Origin of the sequence: Streptococcus infantis, from assembly GCF_047460875.1 — a bacterium.
GTDB classification, from domain to species: domain Bacteria; phylum Bacillota; class Bacilli; order Lactobacillales; family Streptococcaceae; genus Streptococcus; species Streptococcus infantis_AA.
Window position 1 is genome coordinate 15184 of record NZ_JASHFI010000007.1, and the last position, 25438, is coordinate 40621.

Consider the following 25438-nt stretch of genomic DNA (forward strand, 5'->3'; position numbering starts at 1 on the left):
ATAAAAGTATGATATAATGGAGGATAGAAAAAGGAGTTATCTATGTATCTTATTGAAATTTTAAAATCTATCTTTTTTGGTATTGTTGAAGGAATTACGGAATGGTTGCCGATCTCAAGTACAGGTCACTTGATCCTAGCAGAAGAGTTTGTCCAGTATAAAGACCAGAGTGAAGCCTTCATGTCTATGTTTAACGTAGTTATTCAACTTGGAGCTATTTTAGCGGTTATGGTTATCTACTTTAACAAGCTTAATCCCTTCAAACCTGGTAAGGATAAGGTGCAAGTCCGTAAAACTTGGCAGTTATGGTCCAAGGTTTTTGTAGCGACCTTACCTCTTCTCCTAGTCTTTAAGTTTGATGATTGGTTTGATACTCACTTCCATAATATGGTTTCAGTAGCTATCATGTTGATTGTTTATGGGGTGGCCTTTATCTATCTTGAAAAACGCAACAAGGCCCAAGCTATTGAGCCAACAGTCACAGAGTTGGACAAATTACCTTATAAAACAGCCCTTTATATCGGTCTTTTCCAAGTCTTGGCCCTTCTACCAGGGACTAGCCGTTCCGGAGCAACTATCGTAGGTGGTTTGTTGAATGGGACTAGTCGTTCAGTGGTAACAGAATTTACCTTCTATCTAGGAATTCCAGTTATGTTTGGAGCCAGCGCTTTGAAGATTTTTAAATTTATCAAAGCGGGAGAAGTCTTGACTTTTGGTCAATTCTTCTTGCTCTTGGTAGCAATGGTAGTGGCTTTTGCAGTCAGCATGGTTGCCATTCGTTTCTTGACCAGCTATGTCAAAAAACACGACTTTACGATGTTTGGTAAATACCGTATTGTCCTAGGTAGTGTATTACTACTTTATAGCTTTGTTCGATTATTTGTATAAGAAAAAAGAGGCTGGGCAAAAAGTCTTTAAAATCAAAAAACGCATAATATCAGATGTTGAAAAACCTTGATACTATGCGTTTTATTGTGGAAAGATTTACTTCATTTACTCCTGAAATTGAGTTTTTGCCCAAGCTCTTTTAAAATCCAGTCACAGTGACACCCAATAAGCGGGTTCCCTTATCTTTATCAATTAGAGATTCATAAAGCTGGATAGCGGTTTGAGCAATGATTTCCTCATCCTGCGTGCTTTCCGACAAGCTTTTCCGTTTGGTAAGTGTAGAAAAGTCATGATAGCGGATTTTCAGAATAACTATTTTACCGGACTTTTCGTGTTTTTGGAGGCTGAGGGCGACTTTTCCAGAGAGGATGGTCAGCTCTTTTTTGATATCTTCTTCTGACTGGAGACTTTTCCGATAGGTTTTTTCTTTCCCAATCGACTTGCGAATGCGACTGGACTTGACAGGAGAATTATGAATACCACGAGCCTTTCGATAAAGGTCAAAGCCTAGTCGGCCAAAACGATCAATGAGAGTGATTTCTGAAATTTCAAGTAGGTCTCCCCCTGTAAAAACGCCCATCTGATGGAGTTTTTCTACTGTTTTTTTACCGACACCATGAAATTTGGCAATATCCATTTCCTTGAGAAAATCTTCTGCCTCATCAGGTAGAATAACTGTCAAGCCGCGTGGTTTTTGATAATCACTAGCCATTTTAGCTAGGAACTTATTGTAGGAAACACCAGCAGAAGCAGTTAGATGAAGTTCTTGCCAGATATCATTTTGAATCAAGCGAGCTATTTTGACTGCTGACTTGACACCCAGTTTGTTTTCAGTAACATCCAGATAGGCTTCATCAATACTCATGGGTTCAATGATGTCTGTATAGCGTCTGAAGATAGAACGGATTTGCTGGCCAACTGCCAGATACTTGTCGTAATTCCCAGAAATAAAGACAGCTTGAGGACAACGTTCGTAAGCTTCTTTAGAGCTCATGGCAGAGTGGATTCCAAAAGCCCTTGCCTCGTAGCTAGAGGTTGAAACAACACCTCTGCCCCCAGTTTTTCGAGGGTCATTTCCAATAATGACTGGCTTCCCTCGGAGATTTGGATTATCTCTGATTTCTACCGCAGCAAAAAAGGCATCCATGTCAATATGGATGATCTTTCTTGATGTGTCATTCATTAAAGGAAAAATCAGCATGCTATCTCCTTTGCTAGGGTGTTCTTCTTTTCCATTATACTCTTTTTCTGAAAAAATGAAAACCAAGTAATTCCTTTCAAAACTATAATACAGTTTTGTTTATTCTTGAAACTGTATTAGAAAAGAAAGTGCTAAAAAAGAGATTTTCTACTTGTTGAAATCGTTTACTGTATGTTATACTGAGTACATGAATGTAACAGATGACTGTTACTAGAAAGAAAAAAGAGGACATTAACATGGTTGTTAAGACAGTTGTTGAAGCACAAGACATTTTTGACAAAGCCTGGGAAGGCTTTAAAGGTGTTGACTGGAAAGAAAAAGCAAGTGTGTCTCGTTTCGTTCAAGCAAACTACACACCTTATGATGGAGATGAAAGCTTCCTTGCAGGACCAACAGAACGTTCACTTCACATCAAAAAAATCGTAGAAGAAACTAAAGCACATTACGAAGAAACTCGTTTCCCAATGGACACTCGTCCAACATCTATCGCTGATATCCCTGCAGGATTCATCGACAAAGAAAACGAAGTTATCTTTGGTATCCAAAACGATGAACTCTTCAAATTGAACTTCATGCCAAAAGGTGGTATCCGTATGGCTGAAACTACTTTGAAAGAAAATGGATACGAACCAGATCCAGCTGTTCACGAAATTTTCACAAAATATGTAACAACTGTTAACGACGGTATCTTCCGTGCTTACACTTCAAACATCCGTCGTGCTCGTCACGCTCACACTGTAACTGGTCTTCCAGATGCATACTCACGTGGACGTATCATCGGTGTTTATGCGCGTCTTGCTCTTTACGGTGCAGACTACTTGATGCAAGAAAAAGTGAACGATTGGAACTCAATCGAAGAAATCGATGAAGAAACAATCCGTCTTCGTGAAGAAATCAACCTTCAATATCAAGCATTGCAACAAGTTGTACGCTTGGGTGATCTTTACGGAGTTGACGTTCGCAAACCAGCGATGAACGTTAAAGAAGCTATCCAATGGGTAAACATTGCCTTCATGGCTGTCTGCCGTGTTATCAACGGTGCAGCTACATCTCTTGGACGTGTGCCAATCGTATTGGATATCTACGCAGAACGTGACCTTGCTCGTGGTACATTTACTGAATCAGAAATCCAAGAATTTGTTGATGATTTCGTTATGAAACTTCGTACAGTTAAGTTTGCTCGTACAAAAGCTTACGACCAATTGTACTCAGGTGACCCAACCTTCATCACAACTTCTATGGCTGGTATGGGTAACGACGGTCGTCACCGTGTTACTAAGATGGACTACCGTTTCTTGAACACTCTTGACAATATCGGTAACTCTCCAGAACCAAACTTGACAGTTCTTTGGACTGACAAATTGCCATACAACTTCCGTCGCTACTGTATGCACATGAGCCACAAACACTCTTCAATCCAATACGAAGGTGTTACAACAATGGCTAAAGACGGATACGGTGAAATGAGCTGTATCTCATGTTGTGTATCTCCACTTGACCCAGAAAACGAAGAACAACGTCACAACATCCAGTACTTCGGTGCTCGCGTTAACGTTCTTAAAGCCCTTCTTACTGGTTTGAATGGTGGTTACGACGATGTTCATAAAGACTACAAAGTATTTGACATCGAACCAATCCGTGACGAAGTCCTTGAATTCGAATCAGTTAAAGCTAACTTTGAAAAATCTCTTGACTGGTTGACTGACACTTACGTAGATGCTTTGAACATCATCCACTACATGACTGACAAGTACAACTACGAAGCTGTTCAAATGGCCTTCTTGCCAACTAAACAACGTGCTAACATGGGATTCGGTATCTGTGGATTTGCTAACACAGTTGACACATTGTCAGCTATCAAGTACGCTACAGTTAAACCAATCCGTGATGAAAATGGCTACATCTACGATTACGAAACAATCGGTGAATACCCACGTTGGGGTGAAGATGACCCACGTTCAAACGAATTGGCAGAATGGTTGATCGAAGCTTACACAACTCGTCTACGTAGCCACAAACTTTACAAAGACGCAGAAGCTACAGTATCACTTTTGACAATCACTTCTAACGTTGCTTACTCTAAACAAACTGGTAACTCACCAGTCCACAAAGGTGTATACCTCAACGAAGATGGTTCTGTGAACTTGTCTAAACTTGAATTCTTCTCACCAGGTGCTAACCCATCTAACAAAGCTAAAGGTGGATGGTTGCAAAACTTGAACTCACTTGCTAGCCTTGACTTTGGTTACGCAGCTGATGGTATCTCATTGACAACTCAAGTATCACCACGTGCTCTTGGTAAAACTCGTGACGAACAAGTTGATAACTTGGTAACAATCCTTGATGGTTACTTCGAAAACGGTGGACAACACGTTAACTTGAACGTTATGGACTTGAACGATGTTTACGAAAAGATCATGTCAGGTGAAGACGTAATCGTTCGTATCTCTGGATACTGTGTAAACACTAAATACCTCACTCCAGAACAAAAAACTGAGTTGACACAACGTGTCTTCCACGAAGTTCTTTCTATGGATGATGCATTGCTATAAGATTCAGCAATACTAAAAAATGAGCCAGTCGTTTTGACTGGCTTTTTTCTATAAAAAAATTTTTAAAAAAAGTTAGTCAAATTTGGTCAAATCCCTTGACTATTACTGACCAAAGTGATAAACTAAGAACATAAGGATAAGGAAATCCTTAGAAAACCTTGATTTTAAGGTAATTGTGTATTCTATCTTAAGATCAAAGTATGGGTAAAACCTAGAAAAGAGGTAAAACCTATGTTTAACATTAGTATTTTTAGAAATCCAATTACAAAAATTGTAGTAGATAAAGAGAAAACTGAAATCATACGTAGAGTAGCTAATAGCTAGTCTAAATTTTTTAAAATAAAGGTCAAAGATAGTCAGTTTTTAATTTGACTATTCTATAAAATAATTAAACGAGGTATAAGATATGAACAACAACTTTAATAACTTTAACAATATGGATGATTTATTTAACCAATTGATGGGCGGTATGCGTGGATATAGTTCAGAAAACCGTCGTTACTTGATTAACGGCCGTGAAGTAACGCCTGAAGAATTCGCTATTTACCGTCAAACTGGTCAACTTCCAAGCGAAGGTAGTGAACAAGCTCAGTACGTTCAAGGCAAAGCTATGAAACAAGATGGGATTCTTGCAAAACTTGGACGAAACTTAACAGCAGAAGCTCGTGAAGGTAAGTTGGATCCAGTTATTGGACGTAATAAAGAGATTCAAGAAACTTCTGAAATTCTCTCACGCCGTACAAAGAATAATCCAGTTCTCGTCGGTGATGCTGGTGTCGGTAAAACAGCTGTAGTTGAAGGGCTTGCACAAGCAATTGTAAATGGTGATGTTCCAGCAGCAATCAAGAACAAAGAGATTATTTCTATTGATATTTCTGGACTTGAAGCTGGTACTCAATACCGTGGTAGCTTTGAAGAAAACATTCAAAACTTGGTAAACGAAGTCAAAGAAGCTGGAAATATTATCCTTTTCTTCGACGAAATTCACCAAATTCTTGGTGCTGGTAGCACAGGTGATGGTCAAGGTTCTAAAGGTCTTGCTGATATCTTGAAACCAGCTCTTTCACGTGGGGAATTGACAGTGATTGGGGCAACAACTCAAGATGAATATCGTAATACCATCTTGAAAAATGCAGCCCTTGCTCGTCGTTTCAATGAAGTAAAAGTTAATGCTCCATCTGCTGAAGATACCTTCAAGATTCTTCAAGGCATTCGAGATCTTTATCAACAACACCACAATGTTATTTTGCCAGATGAAGTCTTGAAAGCTGCCGTTGATTACTCTGTTCAATATATTCCACAACGTAGCTTGCCAGATAAGGCGATTGACCTTGTCGATGTGACAGCTGCTCACTTGGCAGCCCAACATCCAGTTACAGATGTTCATGCTGTTGAACGCGAAATTAAAGCTGAAAAAGAAAAACAGGAAAAGGCAGTTGAGGCTCAAGATTATGAAGTAGCACTTAATGCTAAAACACGTATCTCAGAACTAGAGAAACAAGTTGAAAACCATACAGAAGATCACAAGGTGACAGCGACTATCAATGACGTAGCGGAGTCTGTCGAACGGATGACTGGTATTCCAGTTTCACAAATGGGTGCAACCGATATTGAACGCTTGAAAGATATGGGCCACCGTTTGCAGACAAAAGTTATCGGTCAAGATAAGGCTGTTGAAGCCGTTGCAAAAGCTATCCGTCGGAACCGTGCAGGTTTTGACGAGGGGAACCGTCCAATCGGTAGTTTCCTCTTTGTAGGTCCTACTGGTGTTGGGAAGACTGAGTTGGCTAAACAATTGGCCCTTGATATGTTTGGTACTAAAGATGCCATTATCCGTTTGGATATGTCAGAATACAGCGATCGCACAGCCGTTTCTAAATTGATTGGTACAACTGCAGGTTATGTTGGTTACGATGACAACAATAATACCTTGACAGAACGTGTACGTCGCAATCCTTACTCAATCGTCCTTCTTGATGAGATTGAAAAGGCAGATCCACAAGTGATTACCCTTCTCCTTCAAGTCTTGGATGATGGTCGTCTGACTGATGGTCAAGGTAATACCGTAAACTTCAAGAATACAGTGATTATCGCAACTTCAAATGCTGGTTTTGGTTACGAAGCCAACTTGACAGAAGATGCGGACAAACCAGAACTCTTGGATCGTTTGAAACCTTACTTCCGTCCAGAATTCCTCAACCGTTTTAACGCAGTGATCGAATTCTCACACTTGAGCAAGGAAGACCTTTCTAAGATTGTTGACTTGATGTTAGCAGAGGTGAACAAAACTCTTGCTAAGAAAGACATTGATTTAACAGTGAGCGATGCAGCCAAAGAATACATGACCGAAGAAGGTTACGATGAAGTTATGGGTGTTCGTCCACTCCGTCGTGTGGTTGAACAACAAATCCGTGATAAAGTAACAGACTTCCACTTGGATAACCTTGATGCTAAACACCTGGAAGCTGATATGGAAGATGGTATCTTGGTCATTCGTGAAAAAGCCTAAATCTAGATTTTGAAAATACAAAGAGTTTGGGACAAAAAGATTTCAATTTGTAAAAATCTTAATTATTAAGTCCTTCAAATCTATAATTAAATGCGAAAAGCGAACAAAGCAGAATTCTGATTGTCAGAAAACTAGTTTTGTTCGCTTTTTATATTTGAGGTCGGACTTTTATCCCAGTCTCTTTTTTTAATTAAATGACATGACGTTCAAAGGCATCGTCTGAGATTCCTTGCTCCAAAATCAATTTTGCCCATTCCTTAGCGGAAAAGAGGCTGTGATCTTTGTAGTTACCACAAGATTCGATAGTTGTTCCTGGAACATCTTCCCAAGTTGTTGTTTCAGCGATTTCTTTCAATGAATCCTTGATGACTGCTGCAATTTCAGTGCTAGTATGACGTCCCCACATAATCATATGAAAACCTGTACGACATCCAAATGGCGAGCAATCAATCATTCCATCAATGCGAGTACGAATCAGCTTAGCCAAGAGGTGCTCGATTGTGTGAAGGCCTGCAGTTGGGATTGAGTCCTCGTTAGGTTGAACCAAGCGAATATCAAAGTTAGAAATGATATCTCCCTTAGGACCTGTTTCTTCCCCGATTAAACGGACATAAGGTGCTTTGACAATGGTGTGATCAAGTTCAAAACTTTCAACAATAACTTCTTTTGACATAGTGTTTCCTTTCAACTTTCTCCTTTCATTATATCATAAAGTGATAAATGTCTATAATAGAATTTTTTCTAAAAAGATTTTCACATTAGAAATATAGGAAGAAAATATTTTTAAATAAATTAGAAAAATTCTGAAAATTGTATTGACACTTGGCTAAAAAGGGACTATAATGTATAAAAAGTCAAAAAGGAGTTTATTATGAAATTTTCAAAAGTAATGGCCCTAGCAGGAGTAACTCTGTTAGCGTCAGGTGTTTTGGCAGCTTGTTCAGGTTCAGGCTCTAGTGCAAAAGGTGAGAAAACTTTTTCTTATGTTTATGAAACAGATCCAGATAACCTGAACTACTTAACAACTGGTAAGGCAGCAACTGCTGACATTACTAGTAATGTGATCGATGGCTTGCTCGAAAATGACCGCTACGGGAACTTCGTGCCATCTATGGCAGAAGACTGGTCAGTATCTCAAGACGGCTTGACTTACACTTACACAATCCGTAAAGATGCTAAGTGGTACACTTCTGAAGGAGAAGAGTATGCGCCTGTGAAAGCTCAAGACTTTGTAACAGGTCTTAAATATGCAGCTGATAATAAGTCAGAAGCCCTTTATCTTGTTCAAGAATCCATTAAAGGTCTGGATGCTTATGTAAAAGGTGAAGTAAAAGACTTTGCTGAAGTTGGAATCAAGGCAATTGATGATCAAACGGTTCAATATACTTTGAATAAACCAGAAAGCTTCTGGAATTCTAAGACAACCATGGGTGTTCTTGCACCGGTTAATGAAGAATTCCTTACTTCTAAAGGAAGTGATTTTGCCAAAGCAACTGATCCAAGCAGTATTCTTTATAACGGACCTTTCTTGTTGAAATCATTGGTCGCTAAATCTTCAGTAGAATTTGAAAAGAATCCAAACTACTGGGATAAGGACAATGTTCACATTGATAAAGTAAAACTTTCATTCTGGGATGGTCAAGATACAGGAAAACTTGCAGAAAACTTCAAAGATGGAAGCTTTACAATGGCTCGTCTCTTCCCGACAAGTGCAAGTTATCCTGAACTTGAAAAAGAGTTTAAAGACAACATCGTTTATACACCACAAGATTCTACTACTTATTTAGTAGGTACTAATATTGACCGTCAGTCTTACAAGTACACTTCTAAGACTACAGATGAACAAAAGACTTCAACTAAAAAAGCTCTCCTTAACAAAGACTTCCGTCAAGCCATTGCTTTTGGTTTTGATAGAACAGCCTATGCTTCCCAAGTCAACGGAGAAAGCGGAGCAACAAAACTACTTCGTAACTTGTTTGTACCACCAACATTTGTTCAAGCAGACGGTAAAAACTTTGGCGAATTAGTTAAGGAAAAATTGGTGACCTATGGAGACGAGTGGAAAGATGTTAATCTAGACGACGCTCAAGATGGTCTTTACAATCCTGAAAAAGCGAAAGCAGAATTTGCTAAAGCCAAGACAGCTCTCCAAGCGGAAGGTGTTCAATTCCCAATCCACTTGGATATGCCGGTTGACCAAACCAATACTACAAAAGTTCAGCGTGTTCAATCATTGAAACAATCACTTGAAGCAACATTAGGAACTGACAATGTTATCGTTGATATCCAACAACTTCAAAAAGATGAAGTTCTCAATGTTACATACTTTGCTGAAACGGCAGCTGGAGAAGATTGGGATCTCTCAGATAACGTTGGATGGGGACCAGACTACATTGACCCATCTACCTACCTTGATATTATCAAACCATCTGTGGGTGATAATACTAAGACTTATCTAGGATTTGATGCTGGTACAAATAATGCAGCAGCTAAACAAGTTGGTTTGGAAGACTACGAAAAAATGGTTGTTGAAGCTGGTGCAGAAGTGAAAGACATTTCAAAACGTTATGAAAAATATGCTGCTGCCCAAGCTTGGTTGACAGATAGTGCTTTGATCATCCCAACAACTTCTAAAACTGGTCGTCCAATGTTGTCTAAGATGGTGCCATTCACACTTCCATTTGCTTACTCAGGTAATAAGGGAACAAGTGAAGCTCTCTTGTACAAATACCTTGAACTTCAAGATAAGCCAGTAACTGCTGATGAATATCAAAAAGCTCAAGATAAATGGAAGAAAGAAAAAGAAGAATCTAATAAAAAAGCGCAAGAAGATCTTGCAAAACATGTGAAATAATAGTCGGTGGAGTTAGGGAACTAACTCCACTTTTTAAATTCAATTGTTAAAATTTTGACTTCCTTCTACGGTGGACAAGAAAAGACCTGAGGTATATTTCTCAGGTCTTTATCATGTTTTATTGTTGCCCTTGTGTATTTTGTGGGGCTGGGTTTTGTTGTTGAGTATTTGTAGTTGTATTTGGTACTGAGGCATTTGGATTGGTTGCGCCGTTCGTATTTTGGGTAGAAGGAGCTTGAGCTTCCGTTGTGGAAGTTGAAGTTGAACTTGGACTCTCAGTTGTCGTACTTGCTTGAGTTGACTGTGGAATCCAGTTACTTCGTGCTCCGTTTTTGAAGACGAATTCTCCACTTCTATAAACTCCTTCAGGCATTGTCCAATCACCTGGGTGATCATCCTCGGAAAGGTACTGCATCATTGAGCGATAGATGTTGGCCGCTACTCTAAATCCATCTCCTGTGATAGGAGTAAGGCGATTAGAGTAACCTGTCCAAACAGCCATAGAATACTTACGGGTGTATCCTACAAACATTTCATCAGGTGCGACATAATCGTATCTCTTAATGTAATTTTCAATTTCATCATCTGTATAGTTAGATGTCCCTGTCTTACCTGCTTGAGGCAACCAGGACATGTAGGCACCACGACCTGTTCCGTAGGCAAGTACAGTTTTCATCATTTCAGTCATCATGTAGGCGGTTGTTTCTTTCATGGCGCGTGTTCCAGCGTCAGAGAATTCTTTCGAACTGCCGTCACTAAAGACAACCTTATTGATATACATTGGTTTGTGGTAGATACCACCGTTGGCAAAAGCAGCATAGGCAGCGGCCATTTTTTCACTACTAGCACCGTATTGTTTATTAGATTCTGTTGTATTACTTGAAATGGCGTTGGCATAGTGGAGGCTTGGGTAATCAATTCCTAGACCATTTAGGAAAGTTTTAGCCTGATCTAATCCGACCCTTTCAAGCGTTTCAACTGCTGTAACATTACGGGATTGTTGGAGAGCATATTGAAGGGTAATGTTTCCGAAATATGATTTATCCCAGTTGTAAACAGGAATATTTGTACCTGGATAGTTGTAAGGAGCATCTTTAAGCATGTATGCTGTTGAGTCATAGATGCCATACTCAAGTGCAGGAGCATAGTCTGTGATTGGTTTCATGGTTGAACCCCAGTCACGGTTGGTTTCCACTGCTTGGTTAATACCAAAGGATACGTTGCTTGATTGGTGACGAGAACCGAGTTGGGCAATGACTTTACCATTTGTGACATCCACGATTGTAGATGCAGCTTGGAATTCATCATCAGGATAGTTTACGTATTCATCTGTGTTATATACGTCCCAAAGGCGTTTTTGAACTTCTTGATCTACGTTTGTATAGACTTCCATTCCAGTTGTTAATAAGTTATAGCCTGTTTCTTGTTCTACTTGGTCAATAACCTCTTTAAGGTAGTTATCCAAATACTGAGGATAACTATTAACAGCTCTTAGACTTTGAAGTCCATCAGTAATTGGTGTATTGATGGCTGTTTCATATTGTTCAGCAGTGAGGTAACCATGTTTTTGCATCTCTGACAAGACGAGATTACGTCTTTCAAGCGCTTCTTCGGGATGTGAATAAGGATCGTATTGGTTTGGAGCCTGTGGCATACCTGCTAAGAGTGCTAGTTGCGGAATAGAAAGATCTTTTAGATCCTTGCCATAATAGTTCTCTGCAGCAGTCTGCATACCATAGTTACCATTTGACATGTAGACTTTGTTAATGTAGTAGGTCAAGATCTCCTGCTTGGTTGCAGTCCGTTCTAATTGAATGGCTAACCAGGCTTCTTGAACTTTACGGGATAGAGTTTGATCCGCTGTTGATGTTGAGAAGTAAGTTAACTTAATTAACTGCTGGGTCAAGGTAGATCCCCCTTGGAGTCCACCACTACTACTAAGATTACGTAGGAAAGCTCCAGCTATACGGATGCTATCAACTCCTCTATGGTTAAAGAAACGGTGATCTTCGATAGAGACAATCGCATTGACAAGGTCAGTAGGAATTTCACTACTTTGAGCGTTGACACGACGCTCAGCTCCTAAATCAGCGATAAGCTCATTTTTGCTGTCATAAATCTTACTTGAAGTAGTTGCAACAAGTTTACTCTCCGAAAGATCTGGAGCCTTGTTTGCATAGTATAGAAAGACACCACCACCAAGCAGGGACACTGCGATAAATAGACTTAGCAAGCAAATGCTGAGGTATTTAACGATGCGCAAGATAGTTTGTTTGTTCATATTGTTTTACCACCTAGTAAATGTTGTTTGACTGTATCAAGGTAAGGAATTTGTGGAAAAGCAGACTGCTCAATCACATAACCGAATTCTTTGATATAGTCAAGCGGCATAGATTTTTTCCCCATATCCTGATGATAAAAACGGATGAGGTCAAATGCCGGCAATAAATACGTTTCTTGATAAGAAGAAAAGTGAAGCAGGACAAAGCAAATCCCTTTTTGTTCAAGGACTTGTTCCATATGTTGAATCTGATGAGGATGGAAGTTTTTCATCGGAATAGCATGTTTTTGCTTGGTTTCCTTAGCTTCGAAATCGATGTAAAATCCCTCATAAACTCCTGAATAGTCGGTTGTAGATGCTTGTCTAAAATAAGCTTCGACAATTTTAGCACGACTACGCTGCGGATAATCTACACGGACAATCTGCACAGGAGTTGGTTTCTTATGGATGACAGCCAAACCGTGTGTCAGATAATAATCGTTTGTAGCATTGATCATCTTCTCAAAGGACATCCCACGATTTGCGAAATTTTTAGTTTGTGAAGTGGGCTGCGGCCTTTTTTTTGATGAAATTTTATGCGGATAGTTGACCATAGTTCTCCTTATTGGTACAATAACATCACTCTATTATACCATAAACGTAGACAGAAAGGGTGAAAAAATGCATACAGCCTTGATTTTAGGCTATTCTTCCTTTGATCTAGGATTATTTAATGACAAGGATATTCGTCTAAAAATTATCAAAAAAGCCATTCGTAGTGATTTAGAAAAACTAGCAGAAGATGGTCTCAAATGGCTAGTATTTACAGGGACATTGGGCTTTGAACACTGGGTTTTAGAGGTAGCCAAAGAAATGAAAGCTGACTTTGGTTTCCAACTAGCAACTATTTTTGATTTTGAAACTCATGGAGATAATTGGAATGAGGGAAATCAGGTTAAACTTAGTGAATTTAAACAAGTTGATTTTGTAAAATACGCCTATCCGAACTATGAACACAAGGGTCAATTACGAGACTATCAACTTTTCTTACTTGAAAATACAGATGGTGCCTATCTTTTTTATGATGAAGAAAATGAAACAAAACTGAGATATTTTTACGAACTGATGAAAAAGAAAGACAACTATGTTACAAAAAGATTAACATTTGAAGAATTGAATGAAGTAGCCCAAAATTTTTCCGAAAATTGAGCCTTTGACCTTGCTTTTTGTTTGCCTTTTTTTATATAATAATACTAGCAACTGAGAATGGAGAGAGACATGGCAAGTATTATTTTTACAGCGAAAGATATTTTTGAACAGGAATTTGGAAGAGAAGTACGTGGATATAGTAAAGCAGAAGTGGATGAATTTTTGGATGATGTCATCAAGGATTATGAAACTTATGCTGCACTAGTGAAGTCACTCCGTTTAGAAATTGCAGAGTTGAAGGAGGAATTGTCGAAAAAACCTCAAGTGACACCAGTAGCTTCTGAATCAGCAGAGCTTGGAAGTACGACTTCAATGACAAACTTTGATATTTTGAAACGTTTGAATCGTCTTGAAAAAGAAGTATTTGGCAAACAAATCTTGGATAATTCTGATTTCTAAGAATGATTTTATTGTGCAATTTTTGGATAATCGCGTGAAGAGAGTTTCTTTTCATGAGGAAAGTCCATGCTAGCACAGGCTGTGATGCCTGTAGTGTTTGTGCTAGGCGAAACCATAAGCCTAGGGACGAGAAATCGTTACGGCAGTTGAAATGGCTAAGTCTTTTGATAGGTCAGAGTAGGCTTGAAAGTGCCACAGTGACGGAGTCTTTCTGGAAACGGAGAGAGTGGAACGCGGTAAACCCCTCAAGCTAGCAACCCAAATTTTGGTCGGGGCATGGAGTGCGCGGAAACGAACGTAGTACTCTGACTGCTATCAGCTAGAGCTGCTAGTGGTAGACAGATGATTATCGAAGGAAGTGGTCCTAGTCACTTCTGGAACAAAACATGGCTTATAGAAAATTGCATATAGGTTGGGGCTGAGACATATTTCTCAACCTCATTTTTTAAAGTGAACAAAGAAAGATCTACAAAAGACTGAAATGAAACAAACATTTAATTTAATTGCGACTGCTGCAGCTGGTTTGGAAGCTGTAGTTGGGCGTGAGGTACGCGATCTTGGTTATGATTGTCAAGTTGAGAATGGACGAGTTCGTTTTCAAGGTGATGTGAAAGCAATCATCCAAACCAACCTGTGGCTAAGAGCTGCGGATAGGATAAAAATCGTTGTGGGAACTTTTCCTGCAAAAACCTTTGAAGAACTCTTTCAAGGTGTTTTTGCCTTAGATTGGGAAAACTATCTCCCACTTGGGGCCCGTTTCCCAATTTCCAAGGCTAAGTGTGTTAAGTCAAAATTACACAATGAACCGAGTGTACAAGCGATATCTAAGAAGGCAGTTGTTAAGAAATTACAAAAACATTATGCACGGCCAGAGGGTGTCCCTCTCATAGAAAATGGACCAGAGTTCAAGATTGAAGTTTCAATTTTGAAAGATGTGGCAACTGTGATGATTGATACTACTGGCTCAAGTCTCTTTAAGCGTGGTTACCGCACTGAAAAGGGTGGGGCTCCGATCAAGGAGAATATGGCAGCGGCGATTTTGCAACTGTCAAACTGGTATCCAGATAAGCCTTTGATTGATCCAACCTGTGGTTCTGGAACTTTTTGTATTGAAGCTGCTATGATTGCACGTAAGATGGCGCCAGGTTTGCGTCGTTCCTTTGCTTTTGAAGAATGGAACTGGGTCAGTGACCGCTTGATTCAAGAAGTCAGAACTGAAGCTAGTAAGCAAATAGATCGAGAGATTGAACTGGATATCATGGGCTGTGATATCGATGGACGCATGGTGGAAATTGCTAAGGCAAATGCCCAGGCTGCAGGAGTATCTGGAGATATTCTCTTTAAGCAGATGCGTGTACAGGATTTGCGTTCAGACAAGATTAATGGAGTTATCATCTCTAATCCACCTTATGGGGAACGTCTGTCAGATGATGCAGGAGTGACCAAACTCTACGCTGAAATGGGTGAGGTTTTTGAACCACTTAAGACTTGGAGTAAGTTTATCCTGACTAGTGACGAAGCTTTTGAAAGCAAGTATGGGAGTCAGGCTGATAAAAAACGAAAACTCTATAATGGTACTTTGAAAGTTGATTTATATCAATATTTTGGTCAACGTGTTAAAAGAAACCCCGTAGATTAGAAAGGAGTTGCCATGGATCCAAAGGATAAAAAAGAAGAAATTGTAGAACCTGAGGAAACCTCCCAAGAACCTCAGTTTGATTTTGAGGAAGCTAAGGATTTAACGGTTGGACAGGTTATTCGAAAAAATGAAGAAATTGAAGCAGGAGTGACTCCTGATGATTCCATTTTGGACAAATACATTAAACAACACCGTGAAGAAATCGAGGCTGATAAATTTACAAACATTCAGGCTAAGAAAGAGGAACTTCAAAGCTTAGATGATTTGCTTCAAGATGCCAAAGAAACGATTGAAGAAGAGGCAGAATCAGTAGAAGAAGTCTCTGAATCAGAGAAGTTTGATGAAGAAGAGGGAAAAGAAGGTCAAGAATTCATCCTCCCACCACTAGAAGAAACCTTGGTTATGGATAAAAACTTAGTGGAACCTGCAACGGAGGCCCTTGTGGTCGAGGATGATGAAGCTTTGCAAGAGGAACTTCAATCCCTGTCTCGCTCTTCTCAAGCAGAAGATGAACCACAGAACAAAAAAGTATGGTTTATCTTATCGGCAGTGGTAGCAGTTATTATTCTTATTTTAGGAAGTGGCTACTATGTCTACCGTCAAATCTCTCGCTCTTCACAAGAAATTCAGTCTCAATCATCTGATGCTGGCTTGGTGAGTAACCAGGCGATCCTAGATCAATTCAATAGTTTATATGACACTTTTTATACTGACCAAAATAAGACTGCTTTAAAAAACAGTCAATTTGGTCAATTGAGTCAGCTTAAAGCCCTTTTGGACAAACTTGAAGGGGCGAGAGAACATACTCTCGTTAAGTCAAAATATGATAGTCTTGAAACACAAATCAAGGCAGTTCAAGATGTCAATGCTCAGTTTGAAACCCCAGCTATCACTGATGGTGTCTTAGATACGAATGCTAAGGTTAAGGCAGATGCCAAATTTACCGAAGTTAAGACTGGTAATACAGAGATTGACAAACTGCTAGATAAGGCGATTAGCCTCGGTAAGAGCCAACTTTCAAGTTCTACAAGCTCAAGTAGTAGTCAAGCAAGTTCATCGAATCAAACAGAGTCAAGTTCAACTACTGAAAGTAATGCTAGCAACTCCACTAGTCCATCAACTTCCACTGGTGAATCTGCTTCGGCTAACAATATCCTTGATAGTGGATTATCAAGCGAAGGTGTTAATTTGCAAAGAAGCGCTAGCCGAGTGCCGTATAATCAATCTGCTGTAAACGATAGTAGTAATCCTGCCTGGACCTTTGCAGATGGTGTTCTGGAGCAAATCCTTGCGACCTCACGTGCGCGTGGCTACATTACGGGTAACCAATACATTTTGGAACCTGTGAATATTGTTAATGGTAATGGCTATTACAATCTGTATAAACCTGATGGAACCTATCTCTTTACTCTTAACTGTAAGACAGGATACTTTGTAGGAAATGGGTCAGGCCATGCGGATGACTTAGACTACTAGTCAAATTGTTATAAAATTCTTTCTTTTCACAGATAAACATGATAAAATAAAACATATTAAATAAGAGGAGTGTCACATGACAAAAGCTAACTTTGGTGTCGTAGGTATGGCCGTGATGGGTCGTAACCTTGCCCTAAATATCGAATCTCGTGGCTACACAGTAGCTATCTATAACCGTAGTAAAGAAAAAACAGAAGATGTGATTGCTTGCCACCCTGAAAAGAACTTTGTGCCAAGCTATGATATCGAAAGCTTTGTAAATTCAATCGAAAAACCACGTCGTATCATGCTCATGGTTCAAGCTGGACCTGGTACAGATGCGACCATCCAAGCCCTTCTTCCACACTTGGATAAAGGTGATATCTTGATCGACGGAGGAAATACTTTCTACAAAGATACCATCCGTCGTAATGAAGAATTAGCTAACTCAGGTATCAACTTTATCGGTACAGGGGTTTCAGGTGGTGAAAAAGGTGCCCTCGAAGGTCCTTCAATCATGCCTGGCGGACAAAAAGAAGCCTATGAATTGGTTGCCGATGTTCTCGAAGAAATCTCAGCAAAAGCACCAGAAGATGGCAAACCATGTGTGACTTACATCGGTCCTGATGGAGCTGGTCACTATGTGAAGATGGTCCACAATGGTATCGAGTACGGGGATATGCAATTGATCGCAGAAAGCTATGACCTCATGCAACACTTGCTTGGTCTTTCAGCTCAAGAAATGGCTGAAATCTTTACTGAGTGGAACAAGGGTGAATTGGACAGCTACTTGATCGAAATCACTGCTGACATCCTTGGACGTAAAGATGATGAAGGTCAAGATGGACCAATCGTAGATTACATCCTTGATGCTGCAGGTAACAAGGGAACTGGTAAATGGACTAGCCAGTCATCACTTGACCTTGGTGTACCATTGTCACTCATCACTGAGTCAGTATTTGCGCGTTACATCTCTACTTACAAAGAAGAACGTGTACACGCTAGCAAGGTGCTTCCAAAACCAGCTGCCTTCAAATTTGAAGGTGACAAGGTTGAGTTGATTGAAAAGATCCGTCAAGCCCTTTACTTCTCAAAAATCATTTCATACGCACAAGGTTTTGCTCAATTGCGTGTAGCTTCTAAAGAAAACAACTGGAACTTGCCATTTGCAGACATCGCCTCTATCTGGCGTGATGGCTGTATCATCCGTTCTCGTTTCTTGCAAAAGATTACAGATGCTTACAACCGTGATGCAGACCTTGCTAACCTTCTTTTGGATGAGTACTTCTTGGATGTTACTGCTAAGTACCAACAAGCAGTGCGTGATATCGTAGCTCTTGCTGTTCAAGCTGGTGTACCAGTACCAACCTTCTCAGCAGCTATTACTTACTATGATAGCTACCGTTCAGCTGACCTTCCAGCTAACTTGATTCAAGCGCAACGTGACTACTTTGGTGCTCACACTTACCAACGTAAAGACAAAGAAGGAACCTTCCACTATTCTTGGTATGACGAAAAGTAGGCCAAGCTATGGGGAAACGGATTTTATTGCTTGAAAAAGAAAGAAATCTAGCTCATTTTTTAAGTTTGGAACTCCAGAAAGAGCACTATCGGGTTGATCTAGTAGAGGAGGGGCAAAAAGCCCTTTCTCTGGCTCTTCAGACAGATTATGATTTGATTTTATTGAACTTTAATCTGGGAGATATGACGGCTCAGGACTTTGCTGAAAGGCTGAGTCGAACTAAACCTGCTTCTGTCATCATGATCTTGGATCATTGGGAAGACTTGCAAGAAGAGCTGGAAGTCATTCAGCGGTTTGCAGTTTCTTACATCTATAAGCCAGTCATTATCGAAAACTTGGTTGAGAGAATTTCAGCGATTTTCCGTGGACGTGATTTTATTGATCAGCATTGTAATCAGATGAAGGTGCCAACAGCCTACCGAAATCTGAGAATTGATGTTGAAAATCACACGGTCTATCGTGGCGATGAAATGATTGCTCTCACTCGTCGTGAATATGACCTCTTAGCTACACTCATGGGGAGTAAGAAAGTCTTAACTCGTGAACAATTGCTAGAGAGTGTCTGGAAGTATGAAAGTGCTACAGAGACCAATATCGTAGATGTCTATATCCGATATCTACGGAGCAAGATTGATGTCAAAGGTCAAAAGAGCTACATCAAAACAGTGCGTGGTGTTGGTTATACCATGCAGGAATAGAAAGCAGTTGCAGTTTTGTAACTGCTTTTTTTGATCTTTAAATAAACGAACATCTTTATCGAAAATTTCATGAGGCTAAACCTGTGCTGTCTATCAGTTTATTTTTAAACAAATTAGTTAGTCTTATCTGCCAGTTCAAAGCAAATTTTGAGTAGATTCTTGTTTTCTTAAATTTAATATATTGACGAAAGCAAAGACATTTGCTATAATCATTTTGGAGGATAAAAGAATGAAATTTTTGAAAAAATTGATGCAAATTGGACTAGCAGTCTTCTTCTTTGGTCTGTTAGCAACTAGTACAGTATTTGCAGATGATGCTGATTCAGAAGGCTGGCAATTTGTCCAAGAAAATGGTAGAACCTACTACAAGAAGGGGGAACTCAAAGAAACCTACTGGCGAGTGATTGATGGTAAGTACTATTATTTTGATCATGTATCAGGAGAAATGGTTGTCGGCTGGCAATATATCCCGTTTCCATCTAAAGGTAGTACAATTGGTCCTTACCCTAATGGTGTGAGATTAGAAGGTTTTCCAAAGTCAGAGTGGTACTACTTCGATCAGAATGGAGTGCTACAAGAGTTTGTTGGTTGGAAAGCATTAGAGATTAAAACTAAAGACAGTGTTGGAAGAAAGTACGGGGAAAAACGTGAAGACAAAGAAGAGAAGCGTTATTACACGAACTATTACTTTAATCAAAATTATTCTTTAGAGACAGGTTGGCTTTATGACCAGTCTAATTGGTATTATCTAGCTAAAACGGAAATTAATGGAGAAAACTATATTGGTGGTGAAAGACGTGCAGGTTGGATAAATGATGGTTCAGCTTGGTACTATCTAGATTCAGAAACTGGTATCATGCAAACTGGTTGGAAGCAAATTGGCAATAAGTGGTACTACCTCCGTTCATCAGGAGCCATGGCGACCGGTTGGTATCTAGATGGTTCAACTTGGTACTATTTAGATGCTGAAAATGGCGATATGAAAACAGGCTGGCAATATCTTGGTAACAAGTGGTACTATCTCCGTTCATCAGGAGCCATGGCAACTGGTTGGGTGAAAGATGGTTCAACTTGGTACTACCTAAATGCAAGTAATGGAGATATGAAGACAGGTTGGACCAAAGTAAATGGAAACTGGTATTATCTCAATTCAAATGGAGCAATGGTTACAGGTAGCCAAACTATCGATGGTAAAGTTTATAATTTCGCCTCATCTGGTGAGTGGATTTAATATTGGAGGACATATAAATGAAACTTTTAAAAAAAACTATGCAAGTTGGACTAACAGCATTTTTCTTTGGTTTGCTAGCTACTAATACTGTATTTGCGGATACCACAGGTGGCCAATTTGTTGATAAGGATAATAGAAAATATTATGTAAAAGATGATCATAAAGCAATCTATTGGCATAAAATAGACGGTAAAACTTACTATTTTGGTGGTAAAGGAGAAATGGTAGTTGGATGGCAATACTTAGAAATTCCTGGAACAGGTTATCGAGATAATTTATTTGATAATCATGGGGTAAAAGAAATTGGACTCCAACAAAGATGGTATTACTTTGGTTCGGATGGCGCTTTGCTAGAACAAACAGATAAACAAGTACTAGAGGCAAAAACGTCTGAAAATACAGGAAAAGTATATGGTGAACAATATACTCCATCTCCTGAAAAGAGAACTTATTATTTTGATAATGATTATGCCGTAAAGACAGGTTGGATTTATGAAGATGGTCATTGGTATTATTTAAATAAGCTAGGAAATTCCAACGACGATTCTTCTTATCCACTACCAATTGGTGAAATTGCTAAGGGTTGGACTCAAGATTTCCATGTTACTTTTGGCATTGACAGAAGCAAACCTGCTCCGTGGTACTACCTAGACCCAGAAACTGGCATTATGCAAACGGGTTGGCAATATCTTGGTAACAAGTGGTACTATCTCCGTTCATCAGGTGCTATGGCAACTGGCTGGTATCAAGACGGCTCATCTTGGTATTATCTTGACGCTGAAAATGGGGATATGAAAACAGGTTGGGCTTCTATCAATGGCTATTGGTATTACCTCCGTTCATCAGGAGCCATGGCGACAGGCTGGCTTCAAGACGGCTCAACTTGGTACTACCTAAACGCAAGTAATGGCGATATGAAGACAGGCTGGTTCCAAGTTAATGGTAAATGGTACTATGCCTATAGTTCAGGTGCCTTGGCTGTGAATACAAAAGTAGATGGCTACTACGTCAACTATAATGGCGAGTGGGTTCAGTAATGAAAACAAGCGATTGTGAAGGAAACAATCGCTTTTTTTGTGAAAATATAATAAAATAGAAAGGAATAAAGTTCTAAAATTTTATCTAGAAAAAGACGCTTTTCGTCTGATAGTAGGATTAAATGACAAAAGAAGTTGGTGTCGGTCAGGCACATAGTAAAATTATTTTAATAGGAGAGCATGCAGTGGTGTATGGTTACCCGGCCATCTCTTTGCCTCTTTTAGAGGTTGAAGTGACTTGTCGGGTGGTTCCAGCAGCGACACCATGGCGTCTGTTTGAAGAGGATACCTTGTCTATGGCTGTCTATGCTTCTCTCGAGTATCTAAATATCAAAGATGCTTGCATCCGTTGTCAAATTGACTCGGCTATTCCTGAAAAACGGGGGATGGGGTCCTCAGCAGCCATTAGCATTGCAGCCATTCGAGCGGTATTTGATTATTACCAAGCAGAACTTTCGCGAGATGTTTTAGAGATTTTAGTCAATCGGGCGGAGATGATTGCCCATATGAATCCTAGCGGATTAGATGCTAAGACCTGTCTTAGTGACCAGCCTATTCGTTTTATCAAGAATGTTGGTTTTGAAGAATTAACCATGGATCTATCAGCTTTTTTGGTCATTGCAGATACTGGTGTTTATGGCCATACTCGTGAAGCCATCCAAGTTGTTGAGAGCAAGGGCAAGGATGCCTTACCTTTCTTGCATGCGCTAGGAGAGTTGACCCAAGAAGCAGAAGAAGCAATAAAAACAAAAGATGCCGTGAAGCTGGGAGAGATTCTTACCAAAGCACATGGAAATCTAAAGGAAATTGGAGTTAGTAGCTCTGAGGCAGATGCCTTGGTTGAAACTTCCCTTGACCATGGTGCTCTCGGTGCCAAGATGAGTGGTGGTGGTCTAGGTGGCTGTATCATTGCCTTGGTTGCTAATGTCAGTCAAGCGCAAGAACTCGCAGAAAGATTAGAAGAGAAAGGAGCTGTTCAGACATGGATCGAAAGCCTGTAACAGTACGTTCCTATGCCAATATTGCTATTATCAAATATTGGGGTAAGAAAAAAGAAAAAGAGATGGTTCCCGCGACTAGCAGTATCTCTCTGACTTTAGAAAATATGTATACGGAGACAACACTTTCTCCATTACCAGTAGATGCAACCGCTGATTCCTTTTACATCAATGGTCAGTTACAAAATGAAGCTGAGCATGCTAAGATGAGTAAAATCATTGACCGTTACCGTCCTGAAGGAGCAGGTTTTGTTCGTATCGATACCAAGAACAATATGCCAACAGCAGCGGGTCTTTCTTCAAGTTCCAGTGGTTTGTCTGCCCTGGTCAAAGCTTGTAATGCTTATTTCCAATTAGGACTAGATCGTAAAGAATTGGCTTTGGAAGCTAAGTTTGCATCAGGTTCTTCATCTCGCAGTTTTTATGGCCCCTTAGCAGCTTGGGACAAGGATAGTGGAGAAATCTATCCTGTCGAAACTGACTTGAAACTAGCTATGATCATGTTGGTCTTGGAAGACCAGAAAAAACCAATTTCCAGTCGAGATGGGATGAAGCTATGTGTGGAGACTTCGACAACTTTTGATGAGTGGATTCGTCAATCTGAACAAGATTACAAGGATATGTTAGTCTACCTTAAAGAAAATGACTTTAAGAAAGTTGGAGATTTGACAGAAAAGAACGCCTTGGCTATGCATGCTACGACAAAAACTGCAACTCCATCCTTCTCTTATCTGACGGATGCTAGTTATGAGGCTATGGATTTTGTTCGTCAGCTTAGAGAACAAGGAGAATCTTGCTACTTTACCATGGATGCGGGCCCGAATGTCAAGGTTCTTTGCTTGGAAGAGGACTTGGAACATTTATCAGAACTTTTAGGTCAACGCTATCGCTTAATCGTTTCAAAAACAAAGGATTTGAGCCAAGATGACGATTGTTAAAACTTGTGGGAAGCTCTATTGGGCTGGGGAGTATGCCATTTTAGAACCAGGACAGTTGGCGCTAATAAAGGCTATTCCCATCTATATGACGGCTGAGATTAAAGCGTCTAATGTTTATCGACTCTACTCAGATATGTTTTCCTATAGTGTAGATTTGCGACCGGATTCTTCTTATACCTTGATTCAAGAAACAGTTGCCTTGGTGGAGGAATTTCTGACTGCCCAAGGAGTTGGCTTGCGTCCTTTTTCCATAGATATTCGTGGGAAAATGGAGCGTGAGGGCAAGAAGTTTGGTCTGGGCTCTAGTGGTAGTGTAGTTGTCTTGGTCATCAAGGCTATGCTTGCTTTCTATGAAAGACCTGTTGAAAGAGACCTTTTGTTTAAACTGGCTAGTGCTGTACTTTTCAAACGTGGAGATAATGGTTCCATGGGGGATATTGCCTGTATCGTTTCAGAAGACCTGGTCCTCTATCAGTCTTTTGAACGTGAGAAAGTGGCAGAATGGCTAGAAAAAGAAGACTTGCCAACTGTATTAGCACGTGATTGGGGCTTTTCTATTAGAAATGTTGAAACGAGCTTGAAATTTGATTTTATGGTTGGTTGGACCAAGGAAGTAGCTGTGTCTAGCCATATGGTCAAGCAAATCAAGGATAATATGAACTCTAGCTTTTTACAAGCTTCAAAAGAAACGGTAGCTAACTTGGTAAAGGCTTTGGAGGTAGGTCAAGAAGAAACCATTATTGACTTGCTGGAACAAGCCAGCCAACTTTTAGAAGGCTTGAGTTCAGACATTTACACACCTTCGCTCAGGCAATTAAAAAATGCCAGCCAAGACTTAAAAGCTGTTGCTAAGAGCAGTGGTGCTGGTGGTGGAGACTGTGGGATTGCACTTGGCTTTGACCAAGATTCGACCACATTACTGAAAAAACGCTGGGCTGATCTAGGAATTGAACTCTTATATCAAGAAAGGATGGGACATGACGACAAATCGGAAGGATGAACACATCCGCTATGCCCTTGAACAAAAAAGTTCTTATAATAGTTTTGATGAAGTGGAGTTGATTCACTCCTCGCTACCCTTATATGACTTAGATGAAATTGATCTTTCGACAGAATTTGCTGGTCGAAAATGGGACTTCCCCTTTTATATCAATGCTATGACAGGTGGGAGTGACAAGGGGAGAGAAATCAATCAAAAATTGGCCCAGGTGGCAGAGGCTTGTGGAATTTTATTTGTAACTGGTTCCTACAGTGCTGCTCTCAAGGACCCATCGGATGATTCTTTCTCAGTTAAAACTAGTCACCCTAACCTTCTTCTTGGAACCAATATTGGCTTAGACAAGCCTGTTGAATTAGGTCTGCAAACGGTCAAAGAGATGAATCCCCTTCTTTTACAGTTACATGTTAATGTCATGCAAGAACTACTCATGCCAGAGGGTGAACGTCAATTTAGATTATGGCAAAACAATCTGGCAGATTATGCGAATCAAATCTCGGTACCTCTTGTCTTAAAAGAAGTCGGCTTTGGCATGGATGTGAAGACTATTGCTAAGGCTTATGAGATGGGAATACGAACCGTTGATTTGTCTGGTCGTGGGGGAACAAGCTTTGCCTATATCGAAAACCGTCGCAGTGGGCAACGTGACTACCTCAATGATTGGGGTCAATCAACTATGCAAGCTCTCCTTAATGCCCAAGACTGGAAAGACAAGATGGAACTGTTGGTTAGTGGAGGAGTTCGCAATCCACTTGATATCATTAAATGCTTGGTCTTTGGAGCCAAGGCAGTTGGTCTATCACGTACTATGTTGGAGCTGGTTGAGAATTACTCTGTTGATGTTGTTATTTCCATTGTTGAAGGATGGAAGGAAGATCTACGTCTGATCATGTGTGCCCTTAATTGTGCAAGGATTGAAGATTTGCAACAGGTCGACTATCTCTTATATGGAAAATTAAAAGAAGCAAAAGATCAAATGTAAGGAAAGAGATCGGGATTATAGTCCCGGTCTCTTTATCATTCCTCAGACTGATGTGACTTTTGGGATTTG

At 39.9% G+C, this 25438-nt stretch carries 20 protein-coding genes and 1 other RNA gene; 17 read left to right on the forward strand and 4 right to left on the reverse strand.

Annotated features, from left to right (window positions below; genetic code table 11):
* Window positions 1–42: 42 nt before the first annotated feature.
* The gene (locus tag QM887_RS05725) at window positions 43–888 is read left to right on the forward strand and encodes an undecaprenyl-diphosphate phosphatase (RefSeq protein WP_414270918.1); all 846 of its coding nucleotides are present in this window, start codon (window positions 43–45) and stop codon (window positions 886–888) included.
* 139 nt (window positions 889–1027) lie between these two features.
* Here QM887_RS05725 and dinB read toward each other — a convergent pair whose 3' ends face one another.
* Window positions 1028–2089 carry a DNA polymerase IV gene (gene dinB, locus QM887_RS05730; RefSeq protein ID WP_414270919.1) on the reverse strand — a complete coding sequence of 354 codons (1062 nt, stop codon included), beginning with the start codon at window positions 2087–2089 and terminating at the stop codon, window positions 1028–1030.
* 236 nt (window positions 2090–2325) lie between these two features.
* Here dinB and pflB point away from each other — a divergent pair, with 236 nt between their 5' ends.
* Window positions 2326–4641, forward strand: a complete 2316-nt coding sequence (pflB, locus tag QM887_RS05735) for a formate C-acetyltransferase (RefSeq protein WP_414270984.1) — start codon at window positions 2326–2328, stop codon at window positions 4639–4641.
* 406 nt (window positions 4642–5047) lie between these two features.
* Window positions 5048–7150: an ATP-dependent Clp protease ATP-binding subunit gene (locus QM887_RS05740; RefSeq protein ID WP_414270920.1), complete on the forward strand. Its 2103-nt coding sequence runs from the start codon at window positions 5048–5050 to the stop codon at window positions 7148–7150.
* A 190-nt stretch (window positions 7151–7340) separates the two neighbouring features.
* On the opposite strand, the gene QM887_RS05745 is transcribed toward QM887_RS05740, so the two are convergent.
* Window positions 7341–7823: an S-ribosylhomocysteine lyase gene (locus QM887_RS05745; protein WP_075228469.1), complete on the reverse strand. Its 483-nt coding sequence runs from the start codon at window positions 7821–7823 to the stop codon at window positions 7341–7343.
* A gap of 198 nt (window positions 7824–8021) precedes the next feature.
* Here QM887_RS05745 and QM887_RS05750 point away from each other — a divergent pair, with 198 nt between their 5' ends.
* Window positions 8022–10004, forward strand: coding sequence for a peptide ABC transporter substrate-binding protein (locus tag QM887_RS05750; RefSeq protein WP_414270921.1), 1983 nt, complete (start codon window positions 8022–8024; stop codon window positions 10002–10004).
* 118 nt (window positions 10005–10122) lie between these two features.
* On the opposite strand, the gene pbp1a is transcribed toward QM887_RS05750, so the two are convergent.
* Window positions 10123–12285, reverse strand: coding sequence for a penicillin-binding protein PBP1A (pbp1a, locus tag QM887_RS05755; RefSeq protein WP_414270922.1), 2163 nt, complete (start codon window positions 12283–12285; stop codon window positions 10123–10125).
* Complete coding sequence (gene recU, locus QM887_RS05760; RefSeq protein ID WP_414270923.1) at window positions 12282–12878, reverse strand: Holliday junction resolvase RecU; 597 nt, start codon at window positions 12876–12878, stop codon at window positions 12282–12284. Before recU ends, pbp1a begins: the two co-directional genes overlap by 4 nt.
* A 67-nt stretch (window positions 12879–12945) precedes the next feature.
* Between recU and QM887_RS05765 the strand changes: the two genes are divergently transcribed.
* The 13 genes from QM887_RS05765 to fni all read left to right on the forward strand — a co-directional run bounded on the left by QM887_RS05765 (window position 12946) and on the right by fni (window position 25369).
* A complete protein-coding gene (locus tag QM887_RS05765; RefSeq protein WP_414270924.1) occupies window positions 12946–13473 on the forward strand; it encodes a DUF1273 domain-containing protein in 528 nt (175 codons plus the stop codon).
* 69 nt (window positions 13474–13542) lie between these two features.
* A complete protein-coding gene (gpsB, locus tag QM887_RS05770) occupies window positions 13543–13872 on the forward strand; it encodes a cell division regulator GpsB (RefSeq protein WP_414270925.1) in 330 nt (109 codons plus the stop codon).
* Window positions 13873–13890: 18 nt separating this feature from the next.
* An RNA gene (gene rnpB, locus QM887_RS05775) (RNase P RNA component class B) lies at window positions 13891–14271 on the forward strand.
* Window positions 14272–14353: 82 nt separating this feature from the next.
* Entirely contained in the window at window positions 14354–15511 is a 1158-nt protein-coding gene (locus QM887_RS05780; RefSeq protein WP_414270926.1) for a THUMP domain-containing class I SAM-dependent RNA methyltransferase, read from the forward strand.
* 12 nt (window positions 15512–15523) lie between these two features.
* The gene (gene mapZ / locus QM887_RS05785; RefSeq protein ID WP_414270927.1) at window positions 15524–16987 is read left to right on the forward strand and encodes a cell division site-positioning protein MapZ; all 1464 of its coding nucleotides are present in this window, start codon (window positions 15524–15526) and stop codon (window positions 16985–16987) included.
* 76 nt (window positions 16988–17063) lie between these two features.
* Complete coding sequence (gene gndA / locus QM887_RS05790) at window positions 17064–18488, forward strand: NADP-dependent phosphogluconate dehydrogenase (RefSeq protein WP_414270928.1); 1425 nt, start codon at window positions 17064–17066, stop codon at window positions 18486–18488.
* A gap of 8 nt (window positions 18489–18496) precedes the next feature.
* Window positions 18497–19186, forward strand: a complete 690-nt coding sequence (locus QM887_RS05795; RefSeq protein WP_414270929.1) for a response regulator transcription factor — start codon at window positions 18497–18499, stop codon at window positions 19184–19186.
* 229 nt (window positions 19187–19415) lie between these two features.
* Entirely contained in the window at window positions 19416–20417 is a 1002-nt protein-coding gene (gene cbpJ, locus QM887_RS05800; protein ID WP_414270930.1) for a choline-binding protein CbpJ, read from the forward strand.
* A gap of 17 nt (window positions 20418–20434) precedes the next feature.
* Entirely contained in the window at window positions 20435–21454 is a 1020-nt protein-coding gene (gene cbpC, locus QM887_RS05805) for a choline-binding protein CbpC (protein WP_414270931.1), read from the forward strand.
* A gap of 122 nt (window positions 21455–21576) precedes the next feature.
* Window positions 21577–22455 (forward strand): mevalonate kinase, encoded by an 879-nt coding sequence (gene mvk / locus QM887_RS05810; protein WP_414270932.1) that lies wholly within the window; start codon window positions 21577–21579, stop codon window positions 22453–22455.
* A complete protein-coding gene (mvaD, locus tag QM887_RS05815) occupies window positions 22437–23390 on the forward strand; it encodes a diphosphomevalonate decarboxylase (RefSeq protein WP_414270933.1) in 954 nt (317 codons plus the stop codon). Before mvk ends, mvaD begins: the two co-directional genes overlap by 19 nt.
* Window positions 23377–24390 carry a phosphomevalonate kinase gene (locus QM887_RS05820; protein WP_414270934.1) on the forward strand — a complete coding sequence of 338 codons (1014 nt, stop codon included), beginning with the start codon at window positions 23377–23379 and terminating at the stop codon, window positions 24388–24390. The genes mvaD and QM887_RS05820 overlap by 14 nt, the downstream gene beginning before the upstream one ends.
* The gene (gene fni, locus QM887_RS05825) at window positions 24368–25369 is read left to right on the forward strand and encodes a type 2 isopentenyl-diphosphate Delta-isomerase (RefSeq protein WP_414270935.1); all 1002 of its coding nucleotides are present in this window, start codon (window positions 24368–24370) and stop codon (window positions 25367–25369) included. The genes QM887_RS05820 and fni overlap by 23 nt, the downstream gene beginning before the upstream one ends.
* The last annotated feature ends 69 nt before the right edge of the window (window positions 25370–25438 follow it).